The sequence below is a fragment of the Nostoc sp. TCL26-01 genome, from assembly GCF_013393945.1.
In the GTDB taxonomy this organism is placed as follows: Bacteria; Cyanobacteriota; Cyanobacteriia; order Cyanobacteriales; family Nostocaceae; genus Trichormus.
Genome location: NZ_CP040297.1, coordinates 6638381 through 6660598 on the forward strand (window position 1 = coordinate 6638381; position 22218 = coordinate 6660598).

Annotated in this window: 21 protein-coding genes and 1 riboswitch; of the genes, 16 read left to right on the forward strand and 5 right to left on the reverse strand. The window is 40.0% G+C overall.

Going from position 1 to position 22218, the window contains the following annotated elements; all coding sequences use genetic code 11:
• Positions 1 to 162: 162 nt before the first annotated feature.
• Positions 163 to 504 carry a cupin domain-containing protein gene (locus FD725_RS28660; protein ID WP_179051259.1) on the forward strand — a complete coding sequence of 114 codons (342 nt, stop codon included), beginning with the start codon at positions 163 to 165 and terminating at the stop codon, positions 502 to 504.
• Between the two features lie 254 nt (positions 505 to 758).
• On the opposite strand, the gene argJ is transcribed toward FD725_RS28660, so the two are convergent.
• Positions 759 to 2000, reverse strand: coding sequence for a bifunctional ornithine acetyltransferase/N-acetylglutamate synthase (gene argJ / locus FD725_RS28665; protein ID WP_179051260.1), 1242 nt, complete (start codon positions 1998 to 2000; stop codon positions 759 to 761).
• Between the two features lie 475 nt (positions 2001 to 2475).
• On the opposite strand from argJ, the gene thrC reads away from it, so the two are divergent.
• Positions 2476 to 3567 carry a threonine synthase gene (thrC, locus tag FD725_RS28670; protein ID WP_179051261.1) on the forward strand — a complete coding sequence of 364 codons (1092 nt, stop codon included), beginning with the start codon at positions 2476 to 2478 and terminating at the stop codon, positions 3565 to 3567.
• Positions 3568 to 3637: 70 nt separating this feature from the next.
• On the opposite strand, the gene thiC is transcribed toward thrC, so the two are convergent.
• Positions 3638 to 5008 (reverse strand): phosphomethylpyrimidine synthase, encoded by a 1371-nt coding sequence (gene thiC / locus FD725_RS28675; RefSeq protein WP_179051262.1) that lies wholly within the window; start codon positions 5006 to 5008, stop codon positions 3638 to 3640.
• A 6-nt stretch (positions 5009 to 5014) separates the two neighbouring features.
• Positions 5015 to 5111, reverse strand: a riboswitch (TPP riboswitch).
• A 114-nt stretch (positions 5112 to 5225) separates the two neighbouring features.
• Here thiC and FD725_RS28680 point away from each other — a divergent pair.
• Together FD725_RS28680 and FD725_RS28685 are read left to right on the forward strand one after the other, a co-directional pair.
• Positions 5226 to 6359 carry a DUF262 domain-containing protein gene (locus FD725_RS28680; RefSeq protein WP_179051263.1) on the forward strand — a complete coding sequence of 378 codons (1134 nt, stop codon included), beginning with the start codon at positions 5226 to 5228 and terminating at the stop codon, positions 6357 to 6359.
• Positions 6356 to 6820 (forward strand): HEPN domain-containing protein, encoded by a 465-nt coding sequence (locus FD725_RS28685; RefSeq protein WP_179051264.1) that lies wholly within the window; start codon positions 6356 to 6358, stop codon positions 6818 to 6820. The genes FD725_RS28680 and FD725_RS28685 overlap by 4 nt, the downstream gene beginning before the upstream one ends.
• A gap of 106 nt (positions 6821 to 6926) precedes the next feature.
• On the opposite strand, the gene FD725_RS28690 is transcribed toward FD725_RS28685, so the two are convergent.
• Positions 6927 to 7694 carry a Uma2 family endonuclease gene (locus tag FD725_RS28690; RefSeq protein ID WP_179051745.1) on the reverse strand — a complete coding sequence of 256 codons (768 nt, stop codon included), beginning with the start codon at positions 7692 to 7694 and terminating at the stop codon, positions 6927 to 6929.
• A gap of 225 nt (positions 7695 to 7919) precedes the next feature.
• Between FD725_RS28690 and FD725_RS28695 the strand changes: the two genes are divergently transcribed.
• From FD725_RS28695 to FD725_RS28710, 4 genes are all read left to right on the forward strand, one after another.
• Positions 7920 to 8537, forward strand: a complete 618-nt coding sequence (locus FD725_RS28695; protein ID WP_179051265.1) for an rRNA large subunit pseudouridine synthase E — start codon at positions 7920 to 7922, stop codon at positions 8535 to 8537.
• Between the two features lie 64 nt (positions 8538 to 8601).
• Positions 8602 to 9885: an ATP-binding protein gene (locus FD725_RS28700; protein WP_179051266.1), complete on the forward strand. Its 1284-nt coding sequence runs from the start codon at positions 8602 to 8604 to the stop codon at positions 9883 to 9885.
• A gap of 386 nt (positions 9886 to 10271) precedes the next feature.
• Positions 10272 to 12290, forward strand: a complete 2019-nt coding sequence (locus FD725_RS28705) for a serine/threonine phosphatase (protein WP_179051267.1) — start codon at positions 10272 to 10274, stop codon at positions 12288 to 12290.
• Between the two features lie 125 nt (positions 12291 to 12415).
• Complete coding sequence (locus FD725_RS28710; RefSeq protein WP_179051268.1) at positions 12416 to 13693, forward strand: FHA domain-containing serine/threonine-protein kinase; 1278 nt, start codon at positions 12416 to 12418, stop codon at positions 13691 to 13693.
• Between the two features lie 50 nt (positions 13694 to 13743).
• Here the strand turns inward: FD725_RS28710 and FD725_RS28715 are convergent, their stop codons facing one another.
• Together FD725_RS28715 and FD725_RS28720 are read right to left on the reverse strand one after the other, a co-directional pair.
• Complete coding sequence (locus FD725_RS28715) at positions 13744 to 13962, reverse strand: DUF4327 family protein (protein ID WP_179051269.1); 219 nt, start codon at positions 13960 to 13962, stop codon at positions 13744 to 13746.
• 187 nt (positions 13963 to 14149) lie between these two features.
• Positions 14150 to 14293 (reverse strand): hypothetical protein, encoded by a 144-nt coding sequence (locus FD725_RS28720; protein ID WP_179051270.1) that lies wholly within the window; start codon positions 14291 to 14293, stop codon positions 14150 to 14152.
• A 491-nt stretch (positions 14294 to 14784) separates the two neighbouring features.
• Between FD725_RS28720 and FD725_RS28725 the strand changes: the two genes are divergently transcribed.
• The 8 genes from FD725_RS28725 to hisH all read left to right on the forward strand — a co-directional run bounded on the left by FD725_RS28725 (position 14785) and on the right by hisH (position 22217).
• On the forward strand, positions 14785 to 15180 hold the full coding sequence (locus FD725_RS28725; protein WP_179051271.1) for a tetratricopeptide repeat protein: 396 nt from the start codon (positions 14785 to 14787) through the stop codon (positions 15178 to 15180).
• A gap of 68 nt (positions 15181 to 15248) precedes the next feature.
• Positions 15249 to 16238: a UDP-N-acetylglucosamine 4,6-dehydratase (inverting) gene (gene pseB / locus FD725_RS28730; RefSeq protein WP_179051272.1), complete on the forward strand. Its 990-nt coding sequence runs from the start codon at positions 15249 to 15251 to the stop codon at positions 16236 to 16238.
• Positions 16196 to 17407 (forward strand): UDP-4-amino-4,6-dideoxy-N-acetyl-beta-L-altrosamine transaminase, encoded by a 1212-nt coding sequence (gene pseC / locus FD725_RS28735; protein WP_256871806.1) that lies wholly within the window; start codon positions 16196 to 16198, stop codon positions 17405 to 17407. Before pseB ends, pseC begins: the two co-directional genes overlap by 43 nt.
• 13 nt (positions 17408 to 17420) lie before the next feature.
• Positions 17421 to 18506, forward strand: coding sequence for a phytanoyl-CoA dioxygenase family protein (locus FD725_RS28740; protein ID WP_179051273.1), 1086 nt, complete (start codon positions 17421 to 17423; stop codon positions 18504 to 18506).
• A 79-nt stretch (positions 18507 to 18585) separates the two neighbouring features.
• A complete protein-coding gene (locus tag FD725_RS28745) occupies positions 18586 to 19416 on the forward strand; it encodes a class I SAM-dependent methyltransferase (RefSeq protein WP_179051274.1) in 831 nt (276 codons plus the stop codon).
• Positions 19417 to 19439: 23 nt separating this feature from the next.
• Entirely contained in the window at positions 19440 to 20324 is an 885-nt protein-coding gene (locus FD725_RS28750) for an aldo/keto reductase (RefSeq protein ID WP_179051275.1), read from the forward strand.
• Positions 20325 to 20376: 52 nt separating this feature from the next.
• Positions 20377 to 21576: an N-acetyl sugar amidotransferase gene (locus FD725_RS28755; protein WP_179051276.1), complete on the forward strand. Its 1200-nt coding sequence runs from the start codon at positions 20377 to 20379 to the stop codon at positions 21574 to 21576.
• Between the two features lie 23 nt (positions 21577 to 21599).
• The gene (gene hisH, locus FD725_RS28760; protein ID WP_179051277.1) at positions 21600 to 22217 is read left to right on the forward strand and encodes an imidazole glycerol phosphate synthase subunit HisH; all 618 of its coding nucleotides are present in this window, start codon (positions 21600 to 21602) and stop codon (positions 22215 to 22217) included.
• Position 22218: the final 1 nt, after the last annotated feature.

Consider the following 22218-nt stretch of genomic DNA (forward strand, 5'->3'; position numbering starts at 1 on the left):
CGCTGAATTTTACCAGGAAATAACGACGGCAAGTAAGTCTAGAGATGTCAGATATTGCGTCTCTAGATTTAATTAAATTGGCTCCTAAATCCTGACATGAAATTTTTAAAACAAACAAGATAACTGCATCAAAGTCGTTCTCAAACCATAAGGTGATCAAGTATGAGTGATACTAGCGTTAAAAAAATAGACTCTACCCATTCTCCCAAAGGTAAATTAGGTCAAAAATATTTGGCTTCAGGAAAATCTATTTCTATGCGTCTTTGGGAAAAAGAACAACCTGGTGAAGATAAACAACCAACTAGCCGCGACTATGAGACAGTTGGATATGTAATTAGTGGTCGTGCAGAGTTACATACTGAAGGACAGATGATCTTACTGGAGGCAGGAAGTTCCTGGACTGTACCCAAAGGAGCAAGCCATTACTACAAGATTTTAGAACCATTCACAGCTGTGGAAGCAACTAGTCCGCCAGCTGAAGTTCATGGACGGGATGAGAATTAATCTCAAGTTCACCAACTCAGTGCTGAGTGCTGAGTCTTGAGTGGTGACTTAATATCTTGCACCAAGCGACTAGAAGTCGCGGCTACACAGACAAAACCCGCCTACGCGGGTTAAAAGCTTGATTTTACGTTTAGTCCGCGCAGGAGGACTTGGTTTGTATAGCCGCGATTTCTAATCGCTAGGGCTAGGTGCAAGATGTGAGGTGAGTGGTGAGTAAATTAACTTTCTTGTGTCAGACTGGGCTGCACTCTTCGCTAAGTTGTATACTCAGCGTTAATTTTTACGTAGTCGTAACTCAAGTCGCAACCCCAAGCTTTACCTGTACCGTAACCATTGCCTACACTGACGGAGATTAAGACTGTATCCGCTTGAAGATATTTACCCGCCGCCGCTTGTTTTAAATAAGCGCTGGCAGCTGGACGGTCAAATGTTAGAGGTTGACCATTTTCTAACAGTAGGAAATTGCCTAACTTAATTTGTAGGTTCTCTTGCTCAAAGGGTACACCGGCACGTCCGGCGGCGGCGGCGATGCGTCCCCAGTTGGGGTCACGACCGAAAATTGCCGATTTAACTAAGGATGAACCGGCAATGGTTTTAGCGATTTGTCTAGCGGCTGATTCATCGTGTGCGCCTGTGACTTGCACCTCGACAAGACAAGTTGCACCTTCACCATCACGAGCGATCGCTTTGGCTAAATGCTGGCAAACTGCTATCAGCATGGCCTCTAATTTCTCGAATTCTACACCAATGTCGGTAATCGCTGGCGTGCGAGATTGACCATTGGCTAGGGCAATTAAACTATCATTGGTGCTGGTATCTCCATCTACAGTGATGGAATTAAAGCTTCTATCTGCGGCTCTTGTTAGCATCTGTTGCCAAAGATGGGGAGAAACTGCGGCATCGCAGGTGACAAAGGCTAGCATGGTTGCCATGTTGGGGTGGATCATGCCAGAACCTTTGGCAATGCCACCAATGCGGACTGGACGGTCGCCTATAGTTGTTTCTAAAGCAATGGATTTAGTGACTAAATCTGTGGTAATAATTGCCCCGGCGGCAGCATCTGAACCTGTTTCGGAAAGGGATGCGACTAGTTTAGGAATGCCATTGCGTAAAGCTTCCATCTTAATTCGTTGACCGATGACACCGGTGGAAGCTAATAAAATTGCTTCTGGGGAAATATGTAACTCTTTTGCTAATAACTCTGCACTTTCTTGAGCATCTCTAATTCCCTGGCTACCTGTGGCAGCGTTGGCTTGTCCAGCGTTGCAGAGAATCGCACTAGCACTCTGCTTGGCTTGCAGGCGTTGACGACAATAATCTACACAGGCGGCTTTAACTTGACTTGTGGTAAACACACCAGCTGCGATCGCCTCTACATCTGACACTATCAAAGCTAAATCAGGCAACCCCGAAGGTTTCAACCCAGCAGTAATTCCTGCTGCTCTATATCCTTTTGGGGCTGTAATCCCACCTGCAATTTCCTGCCAGTCCGACATTTTCCCACCCTTACAACTAAACATTTAGTGGCTTGACTGGCGATTATATCAACTCGTAATACCCCTTTGGGGAAGCAAGCTACGTAATTCGTAATACTCGCCAAGGGCGAGAAGCAAGCTACGTAATTAAGATTAGTCGTTAATTCTTCTCCCCTTTTTTCTGCTCAATCAAAAAAGGAGAGCCACTTGGGCAGCTCTCCAGATCATCAGGGTGCATCTACTTAGCACAGTATAGCATTTTCGCACTGAGGAGTAACACCCATTATTTATTTTTTGTATAAAGATTATTAAGAAATTTCACGGATAGTATTTAACTAAAGCAAATCATACTTAATTCTTGGGAAAGTACAAACTTTGAAGCAACTAGAGAGGCTAGCCCCTAGCCTCTTTATTCCAGTCAAATTTTGAGATAGACTGGCATTTATAGAAAACTTTTCTAGTTATCAAAATCCTTAGCGAAAAACTTTTAAATCCCGTGACTTTGAGCTTGTCTATTGCTAAATCTCATCGCCAACCCTGGCCTGGACTCATAGAAGCCTATCGTGAGTACTTACCTGTGAGTGACAAAACACCGGTTGTGACGTTGCTAGAGGGTAACACACCCTTGATACCGGTGCCGGCGATCGCAGAACGCATTGGTAGACAAGTCAATGTCTTTGTCAAATACGACGGTCTTAACCCCACTGGCAGTTTCAAAGACCGGGGGATGACAATGGCAATTTCCAAAGCTAAGGAAGCTGGAGCCAAAGCGGTGATTTGTGCCAGCACCGGTAACACCTCAGCCGCAGCCGCAGCCTATGCCCGACGTGGGGGGATGAATGCCTTTGTCTTGATTCCTGATGGTTATGTGGCGTTAGGTAAATTAGCGCAAGCTTTGCTTTACGGGGCAGAGGTATTAGCAATTAAAGGCAATTTTGACCGGGCTTTAGAGATTGTCAGGGAGATGGCAGAAAGCTATCCCATCACTTTGGTGAATTCAGTTAATCCCTACCGTTTGGAAGGACAAAAAACAGGAGCTTTTGAAATTGTCGATGCTCTGGGTAATGCTCCAGACTGGCTGTGTATTCCTGTCGGTAATGCAGGGAATATCTCAGCATATTGGATGGGCTTTTGTCAATATCACCAAGATGGAAAATGCGATCGCCTACCCAAAATGATGGGATTCCAAGCAGCAGGTGCAGCCCCCTTGGTGCATGGTCAGCCAGTAGCCCATCCAGAAACAATTGCTACCGCCATCCGCATCGGTAATCCAGCCAGTTGGGATAAAGCGATCGCTGCCCAATCCGCCAGTCAGGGCAACTTCAACGCCGTCACCGATGCAGAAATTCTCGATGCTTACCGACTTTTGGCATCATCTGAAGGTATCTTCTGCGAACCAGCTAGCGCCGCATCTGTCGCGGGATTACTGCAAGTCAAAGACCAAGTACCCACAGGTGCAACAGTCGTCTGTGTCCTCACTGGCAACGGCTTAAAAGACCCAGATACAGCCATTAAACACAGTCACAGTCAATTTAAACAAGGCATTGCCGCCGACTTAGGATCTGTTGCTCAAGCAATGGGATTCTAAGAGTTGTTTTGATGGATTGCGAGATCCCCGACTTCTTGAAGAAGTTGGGGATCTCAACACCCTCTAGCCCCTAGCCTCTGACAGGTTCTTTCGCCAAGAACTTTTCTAGTTCCGTCAGCGCATCAGCATCAACCTTAGTTTGCATCGGGCAGAATTTCGGCCCGCACATCGAACAGAACTCAGCAGTTTTATAAATGTCTGCTGGTAAAGTTTCATCATGATATTCCTTAGCTCTTTCTGGATCTAGGGATAATTCAAACTGACGATTCCAGTCGAAGTTGTAACGAGCATGAGATAGTTCATCATCTCTGTCTCTTGCACCGGGGCGATGTCTGGCAATGTCAGCCGCATGAGCTGCTATTTTGTAGGCAATCAACCCATTGCGGACATCTTCAGCATTAGGTAATCCCAAGTGTTCTTTTGGTGTGACATAGCATAACATCGCTGTACCGTACCAACCAGCCATCGCTGCACCGATCGCTGAGGTGATATGGTCATAACCAGGAGCAATGTCTGTCACCAATGGCCCCAGCACATAGAAGGGAGCTTCCGAACACTCTTCCATCTGCTTTTTGACGTTAAACTCGATTTGATCCATTGGCACGTGTCCAGGCCCTTCTACCATCACCTGTACATCATGTTCCCAAGCTTTGCGGGTGAGTTGTCCCAGTGTTTTCAGTTCGGCTAACTGAGCTTCATCAGACGCATCATGTGTACAACCAGGGCGGAGAGAATCACCTAAACTAAAGGAGACATCATATCTCTTAAAAATTTCAATAATGTCGCTGAAGTGGGTGTAAAGTGGGTTTTGTTTGTGGTGATGCAGCATCCACCGAGCTAAAATCCCACCACCACGGGAAACAATGCCAGTGATGCGGCTTCTGACTAAGGGTAAATGTTCAATTAAAATCCCGGCGTGGATGGTTTGATAGTCTACACCTTGCTGGGCGTGTTTTTCGATGATGTGAAGAAAGTCTTCTGGTGTCAGGTTTTCAATTGTGCCGTGGACGCTTTCTAATGCTTGGTAAACTGGCACTGTACCGATAGGAACGGGTGAGGCGTTGATGATGGCGGTACGAATTTCGTCTAAGTTCCCGCCACCTGTGGACAAATCCATGACGGTATCAGCACCGTACTTGACTGCGAGATTTAATTTATCAACTTCTTCCTGCAAGTTAGAGGAGTTGGGAGAAGCACCAATGTTAGCATTTACCTTACATTTAGAGGCAATACCGATCGCCATCGGCTCTAAGTTGGTGTGATTTATATTCGCAGGGATAATCATTCTCCCCCGTGCTACCTCTTCCCGAATCAGGTCTGGAGGCAGATTTTCCCGTTGAGCAACGTAGTACATTTCTTCGGTGATGACACCCTGGCGTGCGTAGTGCATTTGAGTAACATTACTTTGCCCACGCCGCTTGGCAATCCATTCTGTCCGCATATGAAATTCCTCGATAAACAGCTTCCCTTCGCTGGTATTACCCAGACTCAGGTGTTAAGGGTGTGATCTCAGCCTGTTGGTGCAAGCACCCCTAGCATGGATGTAGTGTATCACTTTGCTTATGATTGGAGGCAAGGGTGTTAACAATTCCTGAAGTGTCGTGGGGGCGATCGCTATAATTAGTTTGTAATGAAATGTCAAGAGGCGACGCTGAAGGATGAATACTATTGAACCAAATAGTAAAGCAGAGTCTTTATCAGATTTTATGGATGAAGAAACTTCAACTCAAAATCCAGAGAATTGGGAGAATGAGGAAAATGAGATCATTCCATTTAAATATTCAATTACTAGCTATGGAGCAGACTACCCTGTAGATAGTCTTGTAAAACGTTTAGAAAACGGCAGTATATACATTCCCTCACTTCAGCGTCGTTATGTATGGAAATTGGAGCAGGCTTCACGTTTCATTGAATCACTTTTACTTGGGCTACCAGTTCCAGGTATCTTTTTATCAAAAGAAAAAGAAACACAAAAGCTATTAGTTATTGATGGTCAACAAAGATTGCGGACGCTGCAATCTTTCTATACAGGATTATTCCAAGATAATGGCAACGAAAAAAAGTTTACTCTTAAAAATGTACAACTGCAATTTGAGGGTCTTACCTACAACACTCTTCCCCATGAAGATCGTCGCCGATTAGACGATTCGATTATACACGCAACTATTGTCAACCAAGACGAACCATCGGAAGATGATAGTAGCATTTATCATATTTTCCAAAGACTCAATACAGGTGGCACAAGATTAGAGTCTCAAGAGATTCGCTCTTCCATCTATCATGGAGAATTTAACGATTTATTAAAGGAACTCAACCAGAATTCTGCATGGCGGTCTATATATGGTAAAGATGATAAAAACTTGAGAGATGAAGAACTCATTCTCCGCTTTATTGCACTTTATTTTAAAGAGAATGAATACAAGAAACCTATGAAGAATTTTCTCAACAACTTTATGGGTAAAAATCGGCATTTAAAATGCTATTCTAGTGAACAAATTAGAAGTTTATTTGAAACAACAATTAACAAAATTTATCAATGTATTGGCGACAAGGCTTTTAAGCCTAAAAAAGTTTTAAACGCATCTGTATTTGATGCAGTTATGATAGGTGTTGCTCGTCGATTAGAGAAGGGTAATATTAATGACTGTGAAGACTTAAAATCAAAATACACTAGCCTACTAGAAAATCAGAATTTTCTTGCAGTCACAGTGAATACAGCTCGTACATCTGAAGAAAAGAATATTGAAAATAGAATAAGAATTGCGACTAATACGTTTGCTGAAGTAGAATGAAAAATCTTGAGGTGATAAAAGCCAAGCAAAAACTTGATAGTTTATTTGAAAAAATCAATAAATTGCCGGATGATATTGAACTTAAAGCCCATTGGGCAAGATATTTATGTATATTAGTATCAGGATTTATAGAAAATTCAATACGTGCAATATATAGTCAATATGCAAAAAATAAGGCTATTCCAAATATAGCGAACTTTGTGGAACGTAAATTAGATGATCTACAAAACCCTAAAATGGAAAAAATACTTCAATTAACAGGAGCATTTAGCCCAGAATGGGAATCAAATCTTAGAAAAGCTACTGAAGGCGAATTAAAAGATGCCATTGATAGTATTGTTGCTAACAGAAATAATATCGCACATGGTCAAGATGTTGGCATTACGTATGCAACAATAAAAGATTATTATGAAAAAGCATTTAAGGTAATTAAGATGATTGAAAATCAGTGTAATAATTAGCTTGATTTTTCATGTTAAGCTAGTCCTATATTTTAAATATATTAAAAATTTCATTATGTTGATAAGATTGGGATAATTTCGTCAAAAAAATTATAGCGATCGCTTCTTACAATTGATCAGGGTCAACACCCAATTGACGCAACTTTTCTGCTAAACGTTCAGCACGTTGCTGTTCTTGCTCTAACTCTTGTGATAGTACTTGGGTTTGCGTAGTTAGCACTTGGCATTGCTCATCACTATTCAATAACAAATTTCCCTGTGCATCCCACCAGCGCAACCAAGGTGCTTGCATATTTTTATACTGACCTTGCCAGATGCCTAATTCCACACCCATTGCAGGAATAGCATAGTGACCTCGTGCGTTAGCTGGCACTAGTTCATAGTGACCATCTACCAGGTGATATAATTCCACGCTAGCTTTACTAACTTCATAGATACCGTAAAAGGGTACGCGAATCGCTTGCTCATATACCCAAAATTTACCAGTCACGGGTGTTTTATCTCGTTCCTCAGAACCGTCACCAGAGACAAATTCTAAGACAATCAACGGTGCAACATACTCTTGCCACAAGACATAAGAACGCCGAAACTTACCATTTAACATTGGTGGTACATTGGGTACATAAAACCAATCAGGTGCTTCAGCGCCTTTTTCAGGAGGTTCGGTTAAACGCCAATAGATCCCGCAATCTTGACCAATAGCGTATTGATTATCAGGATGTAATTGTTGCAAAACACTCGTAACGGAGTCTGTCAGCAGGATACTTTGAGGGTGTTCTTGAAAATTTTTCACAAATGTTCCGTCTGACTCTGGTAACTCAGTATGGTCGGGAAGATGGGTAATGCCTAGTTCAGAAGATTGAGCAATAGTCATAGAACTTTGGCGCAGCATTGGAGGTTATTTTTATTTTAGGTTGAAAGGGAGTAATGAGTGCTGAGTGCTGAGTGCTGTTAGCGGTAGCGGGGCGTTTAGCCCGTGCTGAGTGGGGGAGTGAGGGAGTGAGGGACAACAAGAGAATCTTTCGACTAATGACCAATGACCAATGACCAATGACTATTGACTATTGACTATTGACTATTGACTATTGACCAATGACCAATGACTATTGACGATCGCTACATTATTTTTCATAAACCCTATGGAGTCTTGAGTCAATTTACTCAGGAGACTCCAGAGCATATCACCCTGAAAGATTATATTGATGTGCCTGATGTTTATCCGGTGGGGCGTTTGGATTGGGATAGTGAAGGGTTACTTTTATTAACAAACAATGGACAATTGCAACATCATCTGTCTAACCCGCGTTTTGGACATGAGCGAACTTATTGGGTGCAAGTAGAGCGCATTCCCGATCTAGATGCTATAAACAAGTTACAAACAGGGGTGCAGATTCAAGATTATCGGACGCGACCAGCAAAAGTCAGGTTATTACCTGAAAATCCACCTGTGGGCGATCGCCATCCGCCAATCAGATTTCGCAAAAATGTTCCGACTGCTTGGTTGGAGATGACTTTGACTGAAGGGAAAAATCGCCAAGTCCGGCGAATGACGGCGGCTGTAGGTTTTCCCACTTTAAGATTAATTAGGGTGAGTATAGGCAATTTAAGTTTAAATGATCTATCTTTAGGTCAATGGCGTGACCTTACTCCTTCGGAAGTCAAATTACTCCATGATGCGCTTTCTCATAAAGGAATCCGCAAGCGTTTAAACCGTTAACTTCAACTATCTTTAATTTGGAATTTTTCTTATCAGCCCTTACTTAGGCACAAGTTACAGTCTTATGAGCCTAAATCAGCGATCGCACTGTCATCAAACACATACGCATCCTACACGCCTAGAATTGGCATTGGAAACTGCCTCCAAGATAGAACTTGGGACAGCAGAAAAGCTGCGTCGTACCCAAGAGGAACTCCGACAGTATAGGATGTTGTATGAAAATCTTCCCTCTGTATACTTCAATTTGGATACAACAGGACTGATTTTGTCTGTCAACCAGTTTGGAGCTAATAGTCTTGGGTACACACCAGAACAATTAATCCAACAGCCCATTTTTAAATTATTTTCTCAGCCAGACCTGCAAAAACTCTCTGAAGCTTTCATAAGTCTTTTACAAACTAAATCAGAAAATGCTCTTCACTGTGGAGGCTTAGTTTTAGAATCTCCTACTCATCAGGCAAAATGCGTAAAAGTCATATTAAGATTAATCCTGGATAGTGAGCAGTATTCTGATAAAAAGACAACTATTTTGATGGTTTGTGAGGACATTACCCCAGCAAAATTAGTGGAACAAGTCCCCGAAACAAAACAATCTCAGTTAGCAGCAATAGAAAGCCTCACTCAACTAAAAGACGAATTTTTGGGTACGGTTTCCCATGAACTACGTACACCTTTAACTAATATGAAAATGGCGATTCAAATGTTAGGAATCGCCCTGGATCGAGAACAAAACTTTTTGTCAGAAATGACAAAACCAGCAGGCGATCGCCTAAAATCAGCTTGTTATTTTGAAATATTAGATCATGAATGCGATCGAGAAATAAATCTGATTAATAATTTTCTCGATTTACAACGTCTCGACACCAATGCTCAACCTTGGGTTTTGGAAACAATTCATCTACAGCAATGGTTGTGGCGCATAGTAGAGCAATTTAAAACCCGAAATTTTCATATTTGCCAGCAACAATTACAGATTAACTTAGATCCCTCTCTCCCCCCCTTAACCTCTAATCCGTTCAGTTTAGAACGTATCTTGATAGAACTGCTCACTAACGCTTGTAAATTCAGCCCTCCAGGCGCAGTCATCACCATCGCCGCCCAACACAAATCTCCAGATATCCTATTCCAAGTAATTAATACTGGTGTAGAAATTCCTACGCTAGAATTACCCCGGATTTTCGATAAATTCTACCGCATTCCCAGTAACGATCCTTGGAAACAAGGCGGTACAGGCTTAGGTCTAGCACTAGTCCAAAAACTCATCGAGCAACTAGGAGGAACAATAAAAGTAGAAAGCGAGTCAAACCGTACCTGTTTTACCATCCAATTAGCGCTGAATGGTAAATAAAAAGTGCGGAGGGAGTGCTGAGTGCTGAGTGCTGAGTGCTGAGTGAGGGAGTGAGGGAGTGAGGGAGTGAGGGATTAGTAAAATAGTGACCAATGACCAATGACCAATAACTAATGACTATTGACTATTGACTATTGACTATTGACCAATGACCAATGACTATTGACTATTGACTATTGACTATTGACTATTGACCAATCCCCAAAACTATCTTGCTGATATCTGCAATCTTTGCCTAATATGCGTCACAATTAATACTGCCACCAAAATTCACTGATGAAACCACAATTTTTGGCAAGTCTACTGTAGGCAGGGGCGGTCAATTGTGGCATTTTGGATCTCAGTGGCTAGAAGCACCTTGGAACGGGAATGAAGGAACTTCCACTATGCTGATTTGCCCTCAGTGCGAATTTGAAAACCCCAACACTAACAAATTTTGTCAAAATTGTGGTGCTTCTTTGTCCCACAAGGTTTGTCCTGAATGCAGTGCGGAAGTACCTGCGAATACCCAGCATTGTCATAACTGTGGTGCGGAATGCGGTACAGTTTGGTGGGCAATTGTCAAGAGAGGAATTGGGGAACTTGGGGCCCCCTCTGGGGATAAGGGGCAATGGGGACTGGTGACTGGGAAAGAAGAGGTAAAAGAGATAATTGAGCAGGAAGATAGTACTGCACTTTCTCCATGTCTATTGAGTGCAGGCTCTTATTTAGACAAAGAACAGCGTTATCAGTTATTGGAATCGCTAGCGGCTGAAAGTGCGGAAGTGGGTGTGAAAGTTTTAGATTGCCAACCTTATCAAATATCGCCAATTGCCGCAATCTTAGCCAATCAGCAACAGGGGTTAGCTACGCCAGCCTTGGAAGCTAACGGAATTCCTAGCTTGGCTCAGACTTATATGACTCTAAAATCCTCCAATCATCCACAAATACCCAAGATTCATGATGCTTGGCAAGATGGTGATTTGCAAGTGGTGTTGATTGAAGATCGTTCTCATTGGCAGTATCTACTTGATTTATGGCAGAAAGAAACAACCAGTTCGTTACAAATTTTATCCTGGTGCTATCAGATGACCCAATTATGGGCATTACTAGAACCAGTTAACTGTCACTACAGTTTGTTGGAGTTGTCAAATTTGCGGTTGGATGAAAACCAGACAATAGCCCTACAAAGATTGTATGTGGAACCTCTGAACAGTAAGTTAGAGATGGAATATGTTCCGCCAGAGGTAGACGAGACAACAGCACAGGAGGAAGCAGAAAATTTATCTATTTCTCAAGCACCTCCCACTGTTCAAGCTTTGGGACAAGTTTGGCAGGAGTTATTTAGACAATCCCAAAGAACTCAGTTTGGTTCGGTCATCCAGATTTTAGGAGATTTAGAGCAAGGTAAAATTCAAGCGATCGCCCAATTGCGATCGCGTTTAGCAGAAGTCGCTCAAGAATTAGAAGTCACTATCATCCCCACTTTGGAACCAATGGAAGCAGAAAACACCACCTCACCAACCATCCTGCAAGTAGATGAGTTAGAAGATACTCACGGCAAGGCTGATGATATGCCGACAGTTGTGCTGTCAGTACAGTTGAGTAGTCTAGAAGACGCTGGTCGGACTGATGTCGGTCGGCAAAGGCATCACAATGAAGATTATTTTGGTATTGAAACTAAAATTGAAAAAATAGAATTACCAAAAAACCGCAACTTGCAAGCTCGTGGTTTGTATATTCTTTGTGATGGGATGGGTGGACACGCTGGTGGTGAGGTAGCTAGTGAGTTAGCAGTTAATACTCTACGGCTATATTTTCAACAAAACTGGACTACTAATCAACTACCAACAGAAGAAAGTATCCGAGAGGCTGTTTATCTAGCAAATGCAGCAATTTACGAGAAAAATCAACAAGATGCCCGTTCTGGTGTGGGACGGATGGGTACTACTTTGGTAATGCTGCTGATTCAAGGTAATCAAGCCGCCGTGGCTCATGTGGGAGATAGTCGCCTTTATTCTGTCACTCGCAAATGGGGATTGGAACAAGTCACAGTAGATCATGAAGTCGGTCAACGAGAGATTACTAGAGGTGTGGAAGCAGCGATCGCTTATGCCCGCCCAGATGCTTACCAACTGACTCAAGCTTTGGGGCCTCGTGACGAAACAGCTATCAATCCTGATGTGGATTTTTTTGAGATTAATGAGGATAGTCTGTTAATTTTGGCTTCCGATGGGTTGTCAGATAATGATTTACTAGAAGCTAACTGGCAAACTCATCTACTCCCCCTATTAAGTTCCGGTACTAACCTAGAGCAAGGTGTTACAGAATTAATTGATTTAGCTAACCAATACAACGGTCATGACAACATTACTGCTATACTTGTCCGGGCAAAAGTTCGGCCAAATCTAGAGGGGAATTCGTAATTAGTAATTGGTAATTGGTAATTGGTAATTAGTCAGGACATTGATTATTTTGCTTTGTCCTCACAAAAATCCAAGAAATTTGCATTTTGAATTGATTCGTCTCCAACCCTTATTTAGGTGGTATTGTGGTTACCCTGACCCTGTTAGAACCGCAACAAAAAACACCTCTGAAACAGTGGTGCTTTGAAAATTCTTCCGTGATTCGCATCGGTCGTGCGGCGGATAATCATGTTGTGTTGACTGATAGTTTAGTTTCTCGCCATCATCTAGAAATTCGGCAGGTTGATGCTGGCGATAAAGTCGCTTTGTGGCAAGTGATTAGTAAGGGGACAAATGGGACTTTCCTGAATGGGGTTTTGGTAATTCAGGGTCAATTACCAGAAAATTGTTTGCTACAACTGGCACAAGGAGGGCCGATATTACAGTTTCAAGTCCAAGAAACAACAGCAGCAATTGAAGCCAGTTCATCGCCTGAGATTGAGAATTTCACAGAAAATAGTTCCCCTGAATTCTCATACCCCCAAGGTGGTAATTTATCTCCAACTTGCAACCATGAGGGTAATTCTCCTCAGAACTTGTTCTGTATTCACTGCGGACAGCCCCTGACTGTACAACACAAAATCCGCCATTACCAAGTGTTACGGACTCTCGGACAAGGTGGTATGGGTACTACTTATTTGGCTTGGGATGCAGCCGGAGTAATTGCTGGACACCCCAAATTGTTGGTGTTAAAGCAAATGAATGCCGATATGGCGAAAATTGCCAAAGCGCAAGAATTATTTGAACGGGAAGCCTATACTCTGAAATCCCTAAATCATCCAGGAATTCCCAAGTACTATGATTTTTTTGTGGAAGGTGGCAAAAAGTACTTGGCGATGGAATTGGTTCATGGCCAAGACTTAGAAAAACGTATTTACACCACAGGGCCAGTCACACCTAATCAAGCGATCGCCTGGATGATCCAAACTTGCAATATTTTAGATTACCTGCACAGCCAAGAACCACCACTCATCCACCGCGACATTAAACCCGCGAACCTGATGGTACGCACAGCTAATAATCAGATAGCAGTGTTAGATTTTGGCGCGGTGAAGGAAATCGGCACAACCCCAGGTACACGCATAGGTGCAGAAGGTTATTGCGCTCCTGAACAAGAACGGGGACAACCTCTGACTCAATCTGATTTGTATGCGATCGGCCCTACACTAATTTTTCTCCTCACAGGCGAAAACCCTTTTAAGTTTTATCGCCAAAAAGGGCGCGGTTTCCGGTTTGATGTGAGTAAAGTGCCGACAATGACACCTCAATTAACAGAAGTAATCGACCGCGTTACCGAACCTTTGCCACGCGATCGCTACCAATCTGCTCAAGAATTAGCTGCGGCCTTGGCGACTTGTAAATGAAGCAAATAGTGCATGAGGAGTGATGAATAATCAAAACTCCCAGCCCCTATCTATCCCTCATCCCAATTTTCCACCGCCAGCAAATCGCTAATCGGGTCTTGCATATTGAAGCCAAAATCCAATAGCTCCTGTTTCCAGTGCTGCCAATCGTTGCCGTAAAGTAAAGCTATCTTCCAAATGCTGTCACTTGGCTTGATAATATTCGATTCAACGAGTGATTGCACGTTACGCTGCAATTTCACCATTGGGTGAATTACTTGCTGAGTCATAACCTCGATTCAATTCAAAATTTTATTGGGTAAATGCTTAATCAAAACTGCTTTCCGTCTTGCAATTGTCACTAATTCGTAGAGTGTTGTAATTGGCAAAGCTAGTCTTAACTTTTTCACTATACCATAACAAACTCTACTAGCTGGCAACAAAATCCGACTTTGTACGGTAATTACACCACAATACCTAAATTTCGCCAAGCAAACTACAGCGACAGCCAAATAAAACATTTGCTATCCCCATTTTGGCAGTTACAGCAAAAGCTAGAACAGCTAACAAGGTTTTGCCTGTGGCATCCACTAAAATCTGTGCAATTTTTAAAAAGCCCATAGAGTATTGGCTAAAGAAATCCGTTTTGACAACAAATAGAGTACTTTTAACATACAGTTGTAACCGTTATATACAATAACGCAAACATCCAGAGCCAGATTAAATCATTGCAAAACTTAATATAAGTTTAATTTTTCTGCGGAGATAAAGCAGACATAGATTTTCTTGCACCCAATTTCCTCAGACCACAGTCACCCATCAAGTAAATATACGGAGACAAGCTGGACTTTTAATGCTTCTTAGGTAAGCAACGTCTCATCGCTGAGTCAGTAAGTGCGTAGTCCAAGCTTCATCTCTATTTTCCTCATGACTACAGCAATAACTACAAATTAATCAACATTTCGACACAACATGGTTCATACATCTTCATTCAAATTTTCACCCAAGCATAAAAAATTTGTAGTTCAGATGTTAGTTTCTGTGAGCTAATGGGTAATCTTTAATCTAGAAGCTTACTTCATCTAAGTATTTACCACATTAATTATCGCAATATGGCTAGCTCAGGAGAAGAATATTTCGTTGCTCGCAATAAAAAAATAGAACGGAAAAAACGTTTATTAACTATAGTATCCGTTGTTTCGTTTATTGGCTCTGGTCTATTTTCCATAGCTACAACTCTAAAACAGGCTAGCCAAAACCAACACTCGCAATCAGTCGTTGTATCTGAAAAATCTTTGTTACAACAACAAGCTCAAGGTTATGAACTGGTATTACAGCGAGAACCAAAAAATCAAGTGGCGTTAGAAAAACTATCTTTAGTCAAGTTGCAATTAAAAGACATGAATGGTGCTATTGCACCTTTAGAAAAGTTAGTGAAGCTGCACCCAGACAGGCAAGATTATAAAATTGTATTAAATCAAATAAAAAAGCAAAATGATGGCAAATAAAAATACATAATAAGTATCAAAAACTTTTCGCATATTTTTTAGTACACGTCATTTGATTTGTTAAAACAATGTTTGACGATAAATCGATTTTAATTACAGGCGGAACAGGATCATTTGGTAAGCAGTTTGTCAAAACTATTCTCAATAGATATCAGCCACGAAAAGTAATAGTTTACTCACGAGACGAACTAAAACAGTACGAGATGGAACAGGAATTTAATTCGCCAGTCATGCGCTACTTTATTGGAGATGTGCGTGATCGCGATCGTTTACATCTAGCCTTGCGAGATGTCGATTATGTAGTTCATGCTGCTGCGCTTAAACAAATTCCGGCTGCTGAATATAACCCAATGGAATGTATTAAAACGAATATTCATGGAGCCAATAATGTTATTGATGTTGCTTTAGAGCAAGGTGTAGAAAAAGTCATTGCCCTTTCTACAGATAAAGCAGTGAATCCGATTAATCTTTATGGCGCAACTAAGTTAGCTGCTGATAAATTATTTGTTGCCGCCAATAACATTGTTGGTACGATGAAAACCAGATTTGCTGTAGTACGCTACGGAAATGTAGTTGGTTCTAGAGGATCAGTTGTCCCATTTTTTCAAAAACTAATTCAAGAAAAAGCTACAGAAATACCGATTACAGACCCACGCATGACTCGTTTTTGGATTACACTCCAACAGGCGGTAGACTTAGTATTTCATAGCTTTGAAAGAATGCAGGGAGGAGAAATATTTGTTCCTAAAATTCCTTCCATGAAAATTACAGATTTAGCAGAGACACTTGCCCCAGGAGTTCCCACAAGAATTGTGGGAATGAGACCCGGAGAAAAACTACATGAGGCAATGTTTTCTAGGGAATCTTCTCATTTAGCAGTAGAATTTGCTGATCATTATGTAATTAAACCAACTATTGAATATTCCTATTCTATTGATTACACTTATAATGCTTCAAGCGAAGTAGGTATACCAGTTGCTGAGGGATTTGAGTATAGTTCTGAGACAAATACAGAATGGCTAAAAGGTTTTCAACTATTAGATATGCTGAAGCGATGAGTCAATATATTCCCTATGGAAAACAGGATATAAATCAAGCCGATATTGACGCTGTTATAGAAGTTTTGCGTTCAGATTGGATCACTCAAGGGCCGGCTATAGAAAAGTTTGAAAAAATAGTTGCAGAATATTGTGGAGTGAAATATGCTGTAGCAGTTTCTAGTGCCACAGCCGCACTACATATAGCTTGTTTAGCATCTGGTTTAGGGATAGGAGATATTCTTTGGACATCACCCAATACTTTTGTCGCCTCAGCTAATTGTGGGCTTTATTGTGGTGCAAAAGTTGATTTTGTCGATATTGATACTAATACTTACAATCTGAGCATAGATGAATTAGAGCATAAATTAGTGAGGGCGGAACAGGAAGGATGTTTACCTAAAGTTTTAGTACCTGTACATTTTGCGGGACAGTGTTGTGAAATGGAGCGAATTGCAGCTTTATCACATCAGTATGATTTCAAAGTTATTGAAGATGCTTCCCATGCGATCGGCGGAAAATATTTAGGAAAATCTATTGGCAACTGTGAATTTTCGGATATAACAGTATTAAGCTTTCACCCAGTCAAGATTATTACTACTGGAGAGGGTGGAATGTTATTAACAAATCAGGATGATCTATATCAAAAGTTAATTAGATTACGCAGTCATGGTATCACTCGTACTTCAGACTTAATGCAGGAAGAATCTCATGGTTCTTGGTACTATCAACAACTAGAATTAGGTTTTAATTATCGGATAACTGATATTCAGGCGGCATTAGGGGCTAGTCAAATGCAACGACTAGATGAGTTTGTAGAACGCCGCAATTTTTTAGCTCAAAGATATCACCAGTTACTACAAGATTTACCTATCACATTACCTTGGCAACATCCAGATACTGAATCTAGTTGGCATCTTTATGTAATTCGACTCAAACTAGAAAAAATAAATAAAACTCACCGCCAAGTATTTGAAGGTTTACGTCAGACTGGTATTGGTGTGAATTTGCACTATATTCCTGTTCATACACAGCCTTATTATCAACAATTAGGGTTTAAAGCTGGCAACTTCCCAGAAGCTGAAAGATACTATCAAGAAGCTATTAGCATTCCCATCTATTATGGTTTAACAGAGCCAGCCCAAGATCAAGTAGTTACTTTACTCAAACAAACAATATTATGTAATTAAATGAAGGAGTGATATGGTAACAAGTAAAGTTTTAGAAAAAAAAATAGAACCTATCGAACCAGATGCCATGACTTTAGCTGTAATGTTATCTACTTCTGAACTAGCTAATTACAGTGATGAGATAGCCTTAAACGAAGCAATTGAAATTTTCATGAATGGCTATAGTAGTTTGACAGAAACTAGGATTACTCCTAGTGATGCTCACATGGCTTTTAGATGGCTATACTGTGTAACAGATGGTTACTTTAATGATATTGTATCGGAGATTATTAATCAATTTAATCCTCCATATGAATTAGATGATATCCAAGGTGTATTAGGAGAATTAAATAAAAATGAGATTAACTATATAACTGAGCAAATAGACAATGATGGGTTTTATGTATTCAAAGAAAAATTACCAATAGAAATATGTGATCGATTAAGAGAATTTGCGCTAACAACTGCAAGTCTACCCTATAATCCACCATTTCCCCATAACAAGACTTTTTACGATCGCCACAATCTATTAGCACCAACTTATCATTTTGATGAGTTGGAATTAATCAATAATCTTGAAATTCAAAATCTGTTGACAGACACTTCTATTTTGGCAGTGGCTCAAGCATATCTCGGATGCAAACCAATTCAAGATTTGGTAGCAATGTGGTGGAGTACAAATTTTGAGAAAAAAGCTAACTCTGCGGCGGCTCAACTCTATCACTTTGATATGGATAGAATTAAGTTTATTAAATTTTTTATCTACCTCAGTGAAGTCACGCCAGAAAATGGCCCTCATTGTTATGTTAAAGGTTCACGCAAGAGTAAACCTCCAGAGTTACTCAGGGATGGACGAATATCAGATGTGGAAATTAACCAATATTATCGTCAAGAGGATATTGTAGAAATCACAGGTTTATGCGGGACAATAATTGCGGCTGATACACGAGGATTTCATAAAGGTAAACCATTAATTTCAGGTGAGAGATTAGTTCTACAACTGGAGTTTTCCAATAGTTTATTTGGTGGTTCTTATAGTCCAGTTATTTTAGATAATATGAGTATGAATTTTATTAACTATATCGATCGATTCAGGTATACATATTCCAGATTTGTTTAAAAGTATGTCAAGTCCTGAAATATATTTAAACGTTTGGTTTTAATTAATACATTAATCATTCAATTATTGAGAGGTATCTATGCACTTATTAAAACTGATTTTTAAACAGATAATTGTTCTTTTAAAAGAGCCAAATTATTTTGAACACTACAGAGTTTTTTTCTTATCTATAATTGAAAATTTTAATCAAATTTTTGATGAGGGTTTCACCCAACAATTATTAAGGATATACCCAATCAGATTACTAGTAAATGTAGGACGCAGCATTTACTTTGTAGACATTATGGAAAATCTTGCAGTCCTTGAAAGCCCTACAGCAGACGTAGGCAAGAATGCAATTACTCATAACCTGAGTGCATTTGAAAATTTTCAGACTTTTAGTATTCCTAGAGTTGATAGATTGATTAAACCTTTTTCGAGCATAGAATTATTAAACTCAAACTCTAGCATACTGGTCATAGGCCCTCGTAGCGAAGATGATTTACTCTGCTTACTTGGCTATGGTTTTAAACATGAAAAAATCAGAGGATTTGATCTCATATCATACTCTCCTTGGGTTGATTTAGGAGATATGCACGCCATGCCATATGAAGATAACTCATGGGATGCTGTGATTGTAGGCTGGGTGTTTAACTATAGTAAAGCACCTGCAAATGCGGCTCAAGAAATCATTAGAGTAGCTAGAAATGGAGCTATTATTGCGATAGGAATAGAGTATAACCCACTAACAGATGAAGAAATTCAAAAAATGTATGGTTATTCCATTGATGGTTCACGTACTCAATCAGTGACAGACATACTTAATTTCTTCGGAGAATCTGTAGATAGTGTTTTCTTTAATCACGATATAGTTGCAATGCAAAAAGATAAACAAAGTGAGTTAATGGTAATTTTTTCCTTAAAAAAATAGTTTAGATTTAAAGATTAATTACCATGAAACTAGGTATAGGTACAGCACAATTCGGATTAGATTATGGGATTTCCAATCAAGATGGAAAAATACGCGAAGAAGAGGTAGAAAAAATTTTAAATTTAGCTGTTGAAAATGGCATTCAGGTCTTAGATACAGCACTAGCTTATGGAACTAGTGAAGAAGTCCTGGGAAAAATGCTTCCATTGAATCATAAATTTAAAATTATCACTAAGACACCTCACTTTTCTAAGTCTTGTATTACCTATGATGATGCTCAATTTTTGGAGGATAGTTTCTACAAATCACTCCGTACATTAAACCAAGAATCAATCTATGGGTTGTTAATACATAATGTTAATGATGTATTTGTAGAAAATGGGCATTTTTTGATAGATAAGATGCTTGATTTTCAAAAATATGGGCTTATTGAAAAAATCGGAGTTTCTTTATATACAGGAGAAGATATAGATAAAATTTTAGAAAGATATACAATTGATTTAATTCAATTACCTATAAATATATTAGACCAACGTTTGATAAGGAGTGGTCATTTATATAAACTGAAGGAACTAGGTGTAGAAATTCATGCTCGTTCAATATTTCTTCAGGGTTTACTACTGATGAATTCAGAGCAAATACCACCTTATTTTAATAGTATTAAAGAACAGATAAAAGACTTGCATAATTTTATAATCTCACAAGGTCTTTCTCCTCTTCAAGCAGCGATCGCCTTCATTAATTATCTCCAAGAAATAGATATAGTCATCGTCGGCTTAAATAATTATCAACACTTACAGGAAATTATTGATGCGGCACAAAAGAGTATTTTATTAAGTCTAGAAGATTTTTATCCGTTTGGAATTACAGACCCATACATACTAAATCCTACAAATTGGAGGATTTAATTACAAGATTGCTCAAAACCTCATACTCTGTGAAACCGAGAACAAATTGATTATGTCACAGCTAAAACGTTGCGCTAGATGTTTACTTCCCGAAACTCACGAAACTATCATTTTTGATCAACAAGGAATTTGTAATATTTGCCGTCAACATGAAGTTAAACAAGGCAAAATAGATTGGGATAGTAAGCAAAAAGAATTAGATGAACTGATAGAAACTTACCGTGGCAAGTATGACTATGATTGTATAGTTCCTTTTAGTGGTGGTAAAGATAGTACATGGACACTTTATTATCTTGTCAAAAGATATGGAATTAAGCCGCTAGTCGTCAGATTTGATCATGGTTTTTTGCGTCCCAACTTACTCGAAAATACAACCCGCAGTCTTCGCAAGCTAGGAGTTGATTTCCACACTTTTACCCCTAACTGGAAGGTTGTACAAAAACTTATGCTACAGAGTTTTCTAGAAAAAGGAGACTTTTGCTGGCATTGTCATACAGGTATATTTTCTTATCCAATGTGGGTGGCAATTCGTTACCAAACACCTCTAATTATGTGGGGTGAACCTTCTGCTGAATATACTGCTTACTATAGTTATGATCAGCCAGAAGAAGTAGATGAAAAACGCTTTAATCGCTATGTAAATTTAGGAATTAGTGCAGAGGATATGCTGGTGCGTCTGCAAGGTGCTTTTGATGAAAGAGATATCAAACCTTTCACATATCCACCATTAAAAGAACTGAGAAAAATTAATTATCGTTCAGTGTGTTTAGGTTCTTATATACCTTGGGATGTGAAGCGCCAGTATAAGATTATTCAAGATGAACTAGGATGGAGAGGCGATCGCGTGGAGAATGTACCACCTGGATACGAGTATGAAAAAATCGAATGCTATATGCAAGGTGTACGTGATTACATCAAATATATTAAGCGTGGTTATACTCGTCCTTCTCACTTGGCGGCGCTGGATATCAGAAATAATCGTTTGCAAACTGAAGAAGCTTTGGAACTAATTACTGAGTATGAAGGAAAGCGACCTCCCAGTCTAGATTTGTTTTTGGAATATACGGGTTTAACGGAGGCAGAATTTTTAGAAATTGCTATGAGTCATGGAGTTTCACCTTATAAACATGAACCAAGTAAAGTAACTCCGGGAGACAAAGTTCCTGATTTTGAGCAATGGTCAAGAGACGGTGCAATGTCACGTGAACAAACAGAAATTCAATTAGAACGCTGGCAACGGCACAATCAATAAAACTATCAAGTGATGAGGTGATTATGATCGGCATCGTAGATTATGGCATGGGTAATCTTTTGTCTGTTTACAATGCCTTAGAAATGGTTGGTGCAGATGTGAAAATTTGCCAGCAAGCCTCAGAAATTAGAGATGTCAAACGCATTGTTTTACCAGGTGTAGGAGCATTTCGAGATTGTATTTTTAACCTAAAAGAAAAGGGTTTTATTGAAGTATTAGAAGAAATGGTTTTAATTAAAGGTCAGCCATTTTTAGGTATTTGTCTGGGAATGCAGGCTATAAGTCGTCGCAGTTTTGAAGGTGGAGAAAATCAGGGATTAGGTTGGCTAGATGCGGATGTTGTTAAACTCCAGCCAGAAGATTCATCTTTACGTGTGCCTCAAGTTGGCTGGAATGATGTGCAATATCGTCACGATAGTCCCCTGTTTTTAGGTTTACCGTCCGCACCAGATTTTTATTTCGTTCACTCTTATCATATGAGGTGCGATCGCCAAACTGATGTCGATGCAACTTGTGAATATGGAGAAATGATTACAGTAGCAATTCGTAAAAACAATATTTTCGCTACGCAATTTCATCCAGAAAAAAGTCAAAACTATGGTTTACAAGTTTTACAAAACTTCTTGAAATGGAATCCCTAAG

Excerpts from the sequence above, each read along its gene's own strand:
- FD725_RS28745 (WP_179051274.1), top strand. The coding sequence starts at position 18,586 with ATGCACTTATTAAAACTGATTTTTAAACAGATAATTGTTCTTTTAAAA.
- FD725_RS28705 (WP_179051267.1), top strand. The coding sequence starts at position 10,272 with ATGCTGATTTGCCCTCAGTGCGAATTTGAAAACCCCAACACTAACAAA.
- FD725_RS28740 (WP_179051273.1), top strand. The coding sequence starts at position 17,421 with ATGGTAACAAGTAAAGTTTTAGAAAAAAAAATAGAACCTATCGAACCA.
- FD725_RS28695 (WP_179051265.1), top strand. The coding sequence starts at position 7,920 with ATGACTATTGACGATCGCTACATTATTTTTCATAAACCCTATGGAGTC.
- FD725_RS28725 (WP_179051271.1), top strand. The coding sequence starts at position 14,785 with ATGGCTAGCTCAGGAGAAGAATATTTCGTTGCTCGCAATAAAAAAATA.
- pseB (WP_179051272.1), top strand. The coding sequence starts at position 15,249 with ATGTTTGACGATAAATCGATTTTAATTACAGGCGGAACAGGATCATTT.
- FD725_RS28690 (WP_179051745.1), bottom strand. The coding sequence starts at position 7,694 with ATGACTATTGCTCAATCTTCTGAACTAGGCATTACCCATCTTCCCGAC.
- FD725_RS28720 (WP_179051270.1), bottom strand. The coding sequence starts at position 14,293 with ATGGGCTTTTTAAAAATTGCACAGATTTTAGTGGATGCCACAGGCAAA.
- FD725_RS28680 (WP_179051263.1), top strand. The coding sequence starts at position 5,226 with ATGAATACTATTGAACCAAATAGTAAAGCAGAGTCTTTATCAGATTTT.
- argJ (WP_179051260.1), bottom strand. The coding sequence starts at position 2,000 with ATGTCGGACTGGCAGGAAATTGCAGGTGGGATTACAGCCCCAAAAGGA.
- FD725_RS28700 (WP_179051266.1), top strand. The coding sequence starts at position 8,602 with ATGAGCCTAAATCAGCGATCGCACTGTCATCAAACACATACGCATCCT.
- FD725_RS28715 (WP_179051269.1), bottom strand. The coding sequence starts at position 13,962 with ATGACTCAGCAAGTAATTCACCCAATGGTGAAATTGCAGCGTAACGTG.
- FD725_RS28685 (WP_179051264.1), top strand. The coding sequence starts at position 6,356 with ATGAAAAATCTTGAGGTGATAAAAGCCAAGCAAAAACTTGATAGTTTA.
- FD725_RS28755 (WP_179051276.1), top strand. The coding sequence starts at position 20,377 with ATGTCACAGCTAAAACGTTGCGCTAGATGTTTACTTCCCGAAACTCAC.
- FD725_RS28660 (WP_179051259.1), top strand. The coding sequence starts at position 163 with ATGAGTGATACTAGCGTTAAAAAAATAGACTCTACCCATTCTCCCAAA.
- pseC (WP_256871806.1), top strand. The coding sequence starts at position 16,196 with ATGGCTAAAAGGTTTTCAACTATTAGATATGCTGAAGCGATGAGTCAA.
- FD725_RS28750 (WP_179051275.1), top strand. The coding sequence starts at position 19,440 with ATGAAACTAGGTATAGGTACAGCACAATTCGGATTAGATTATGGGATT.
- thiC (WP_179051262.1), bottom strand. The coding sequence starts at position 5,008 with ATGCGGACAGAATGGATTGCCAAGCGGCGTGGGCAAAGTAATGTTACT.
- hisH (WP_179051277.1), top strand. The coding sequence starts at position 21,600 with ATGATCGGCATCGTAGATTATGGCATGGGTAATCTTTTGTCTGTTTAC.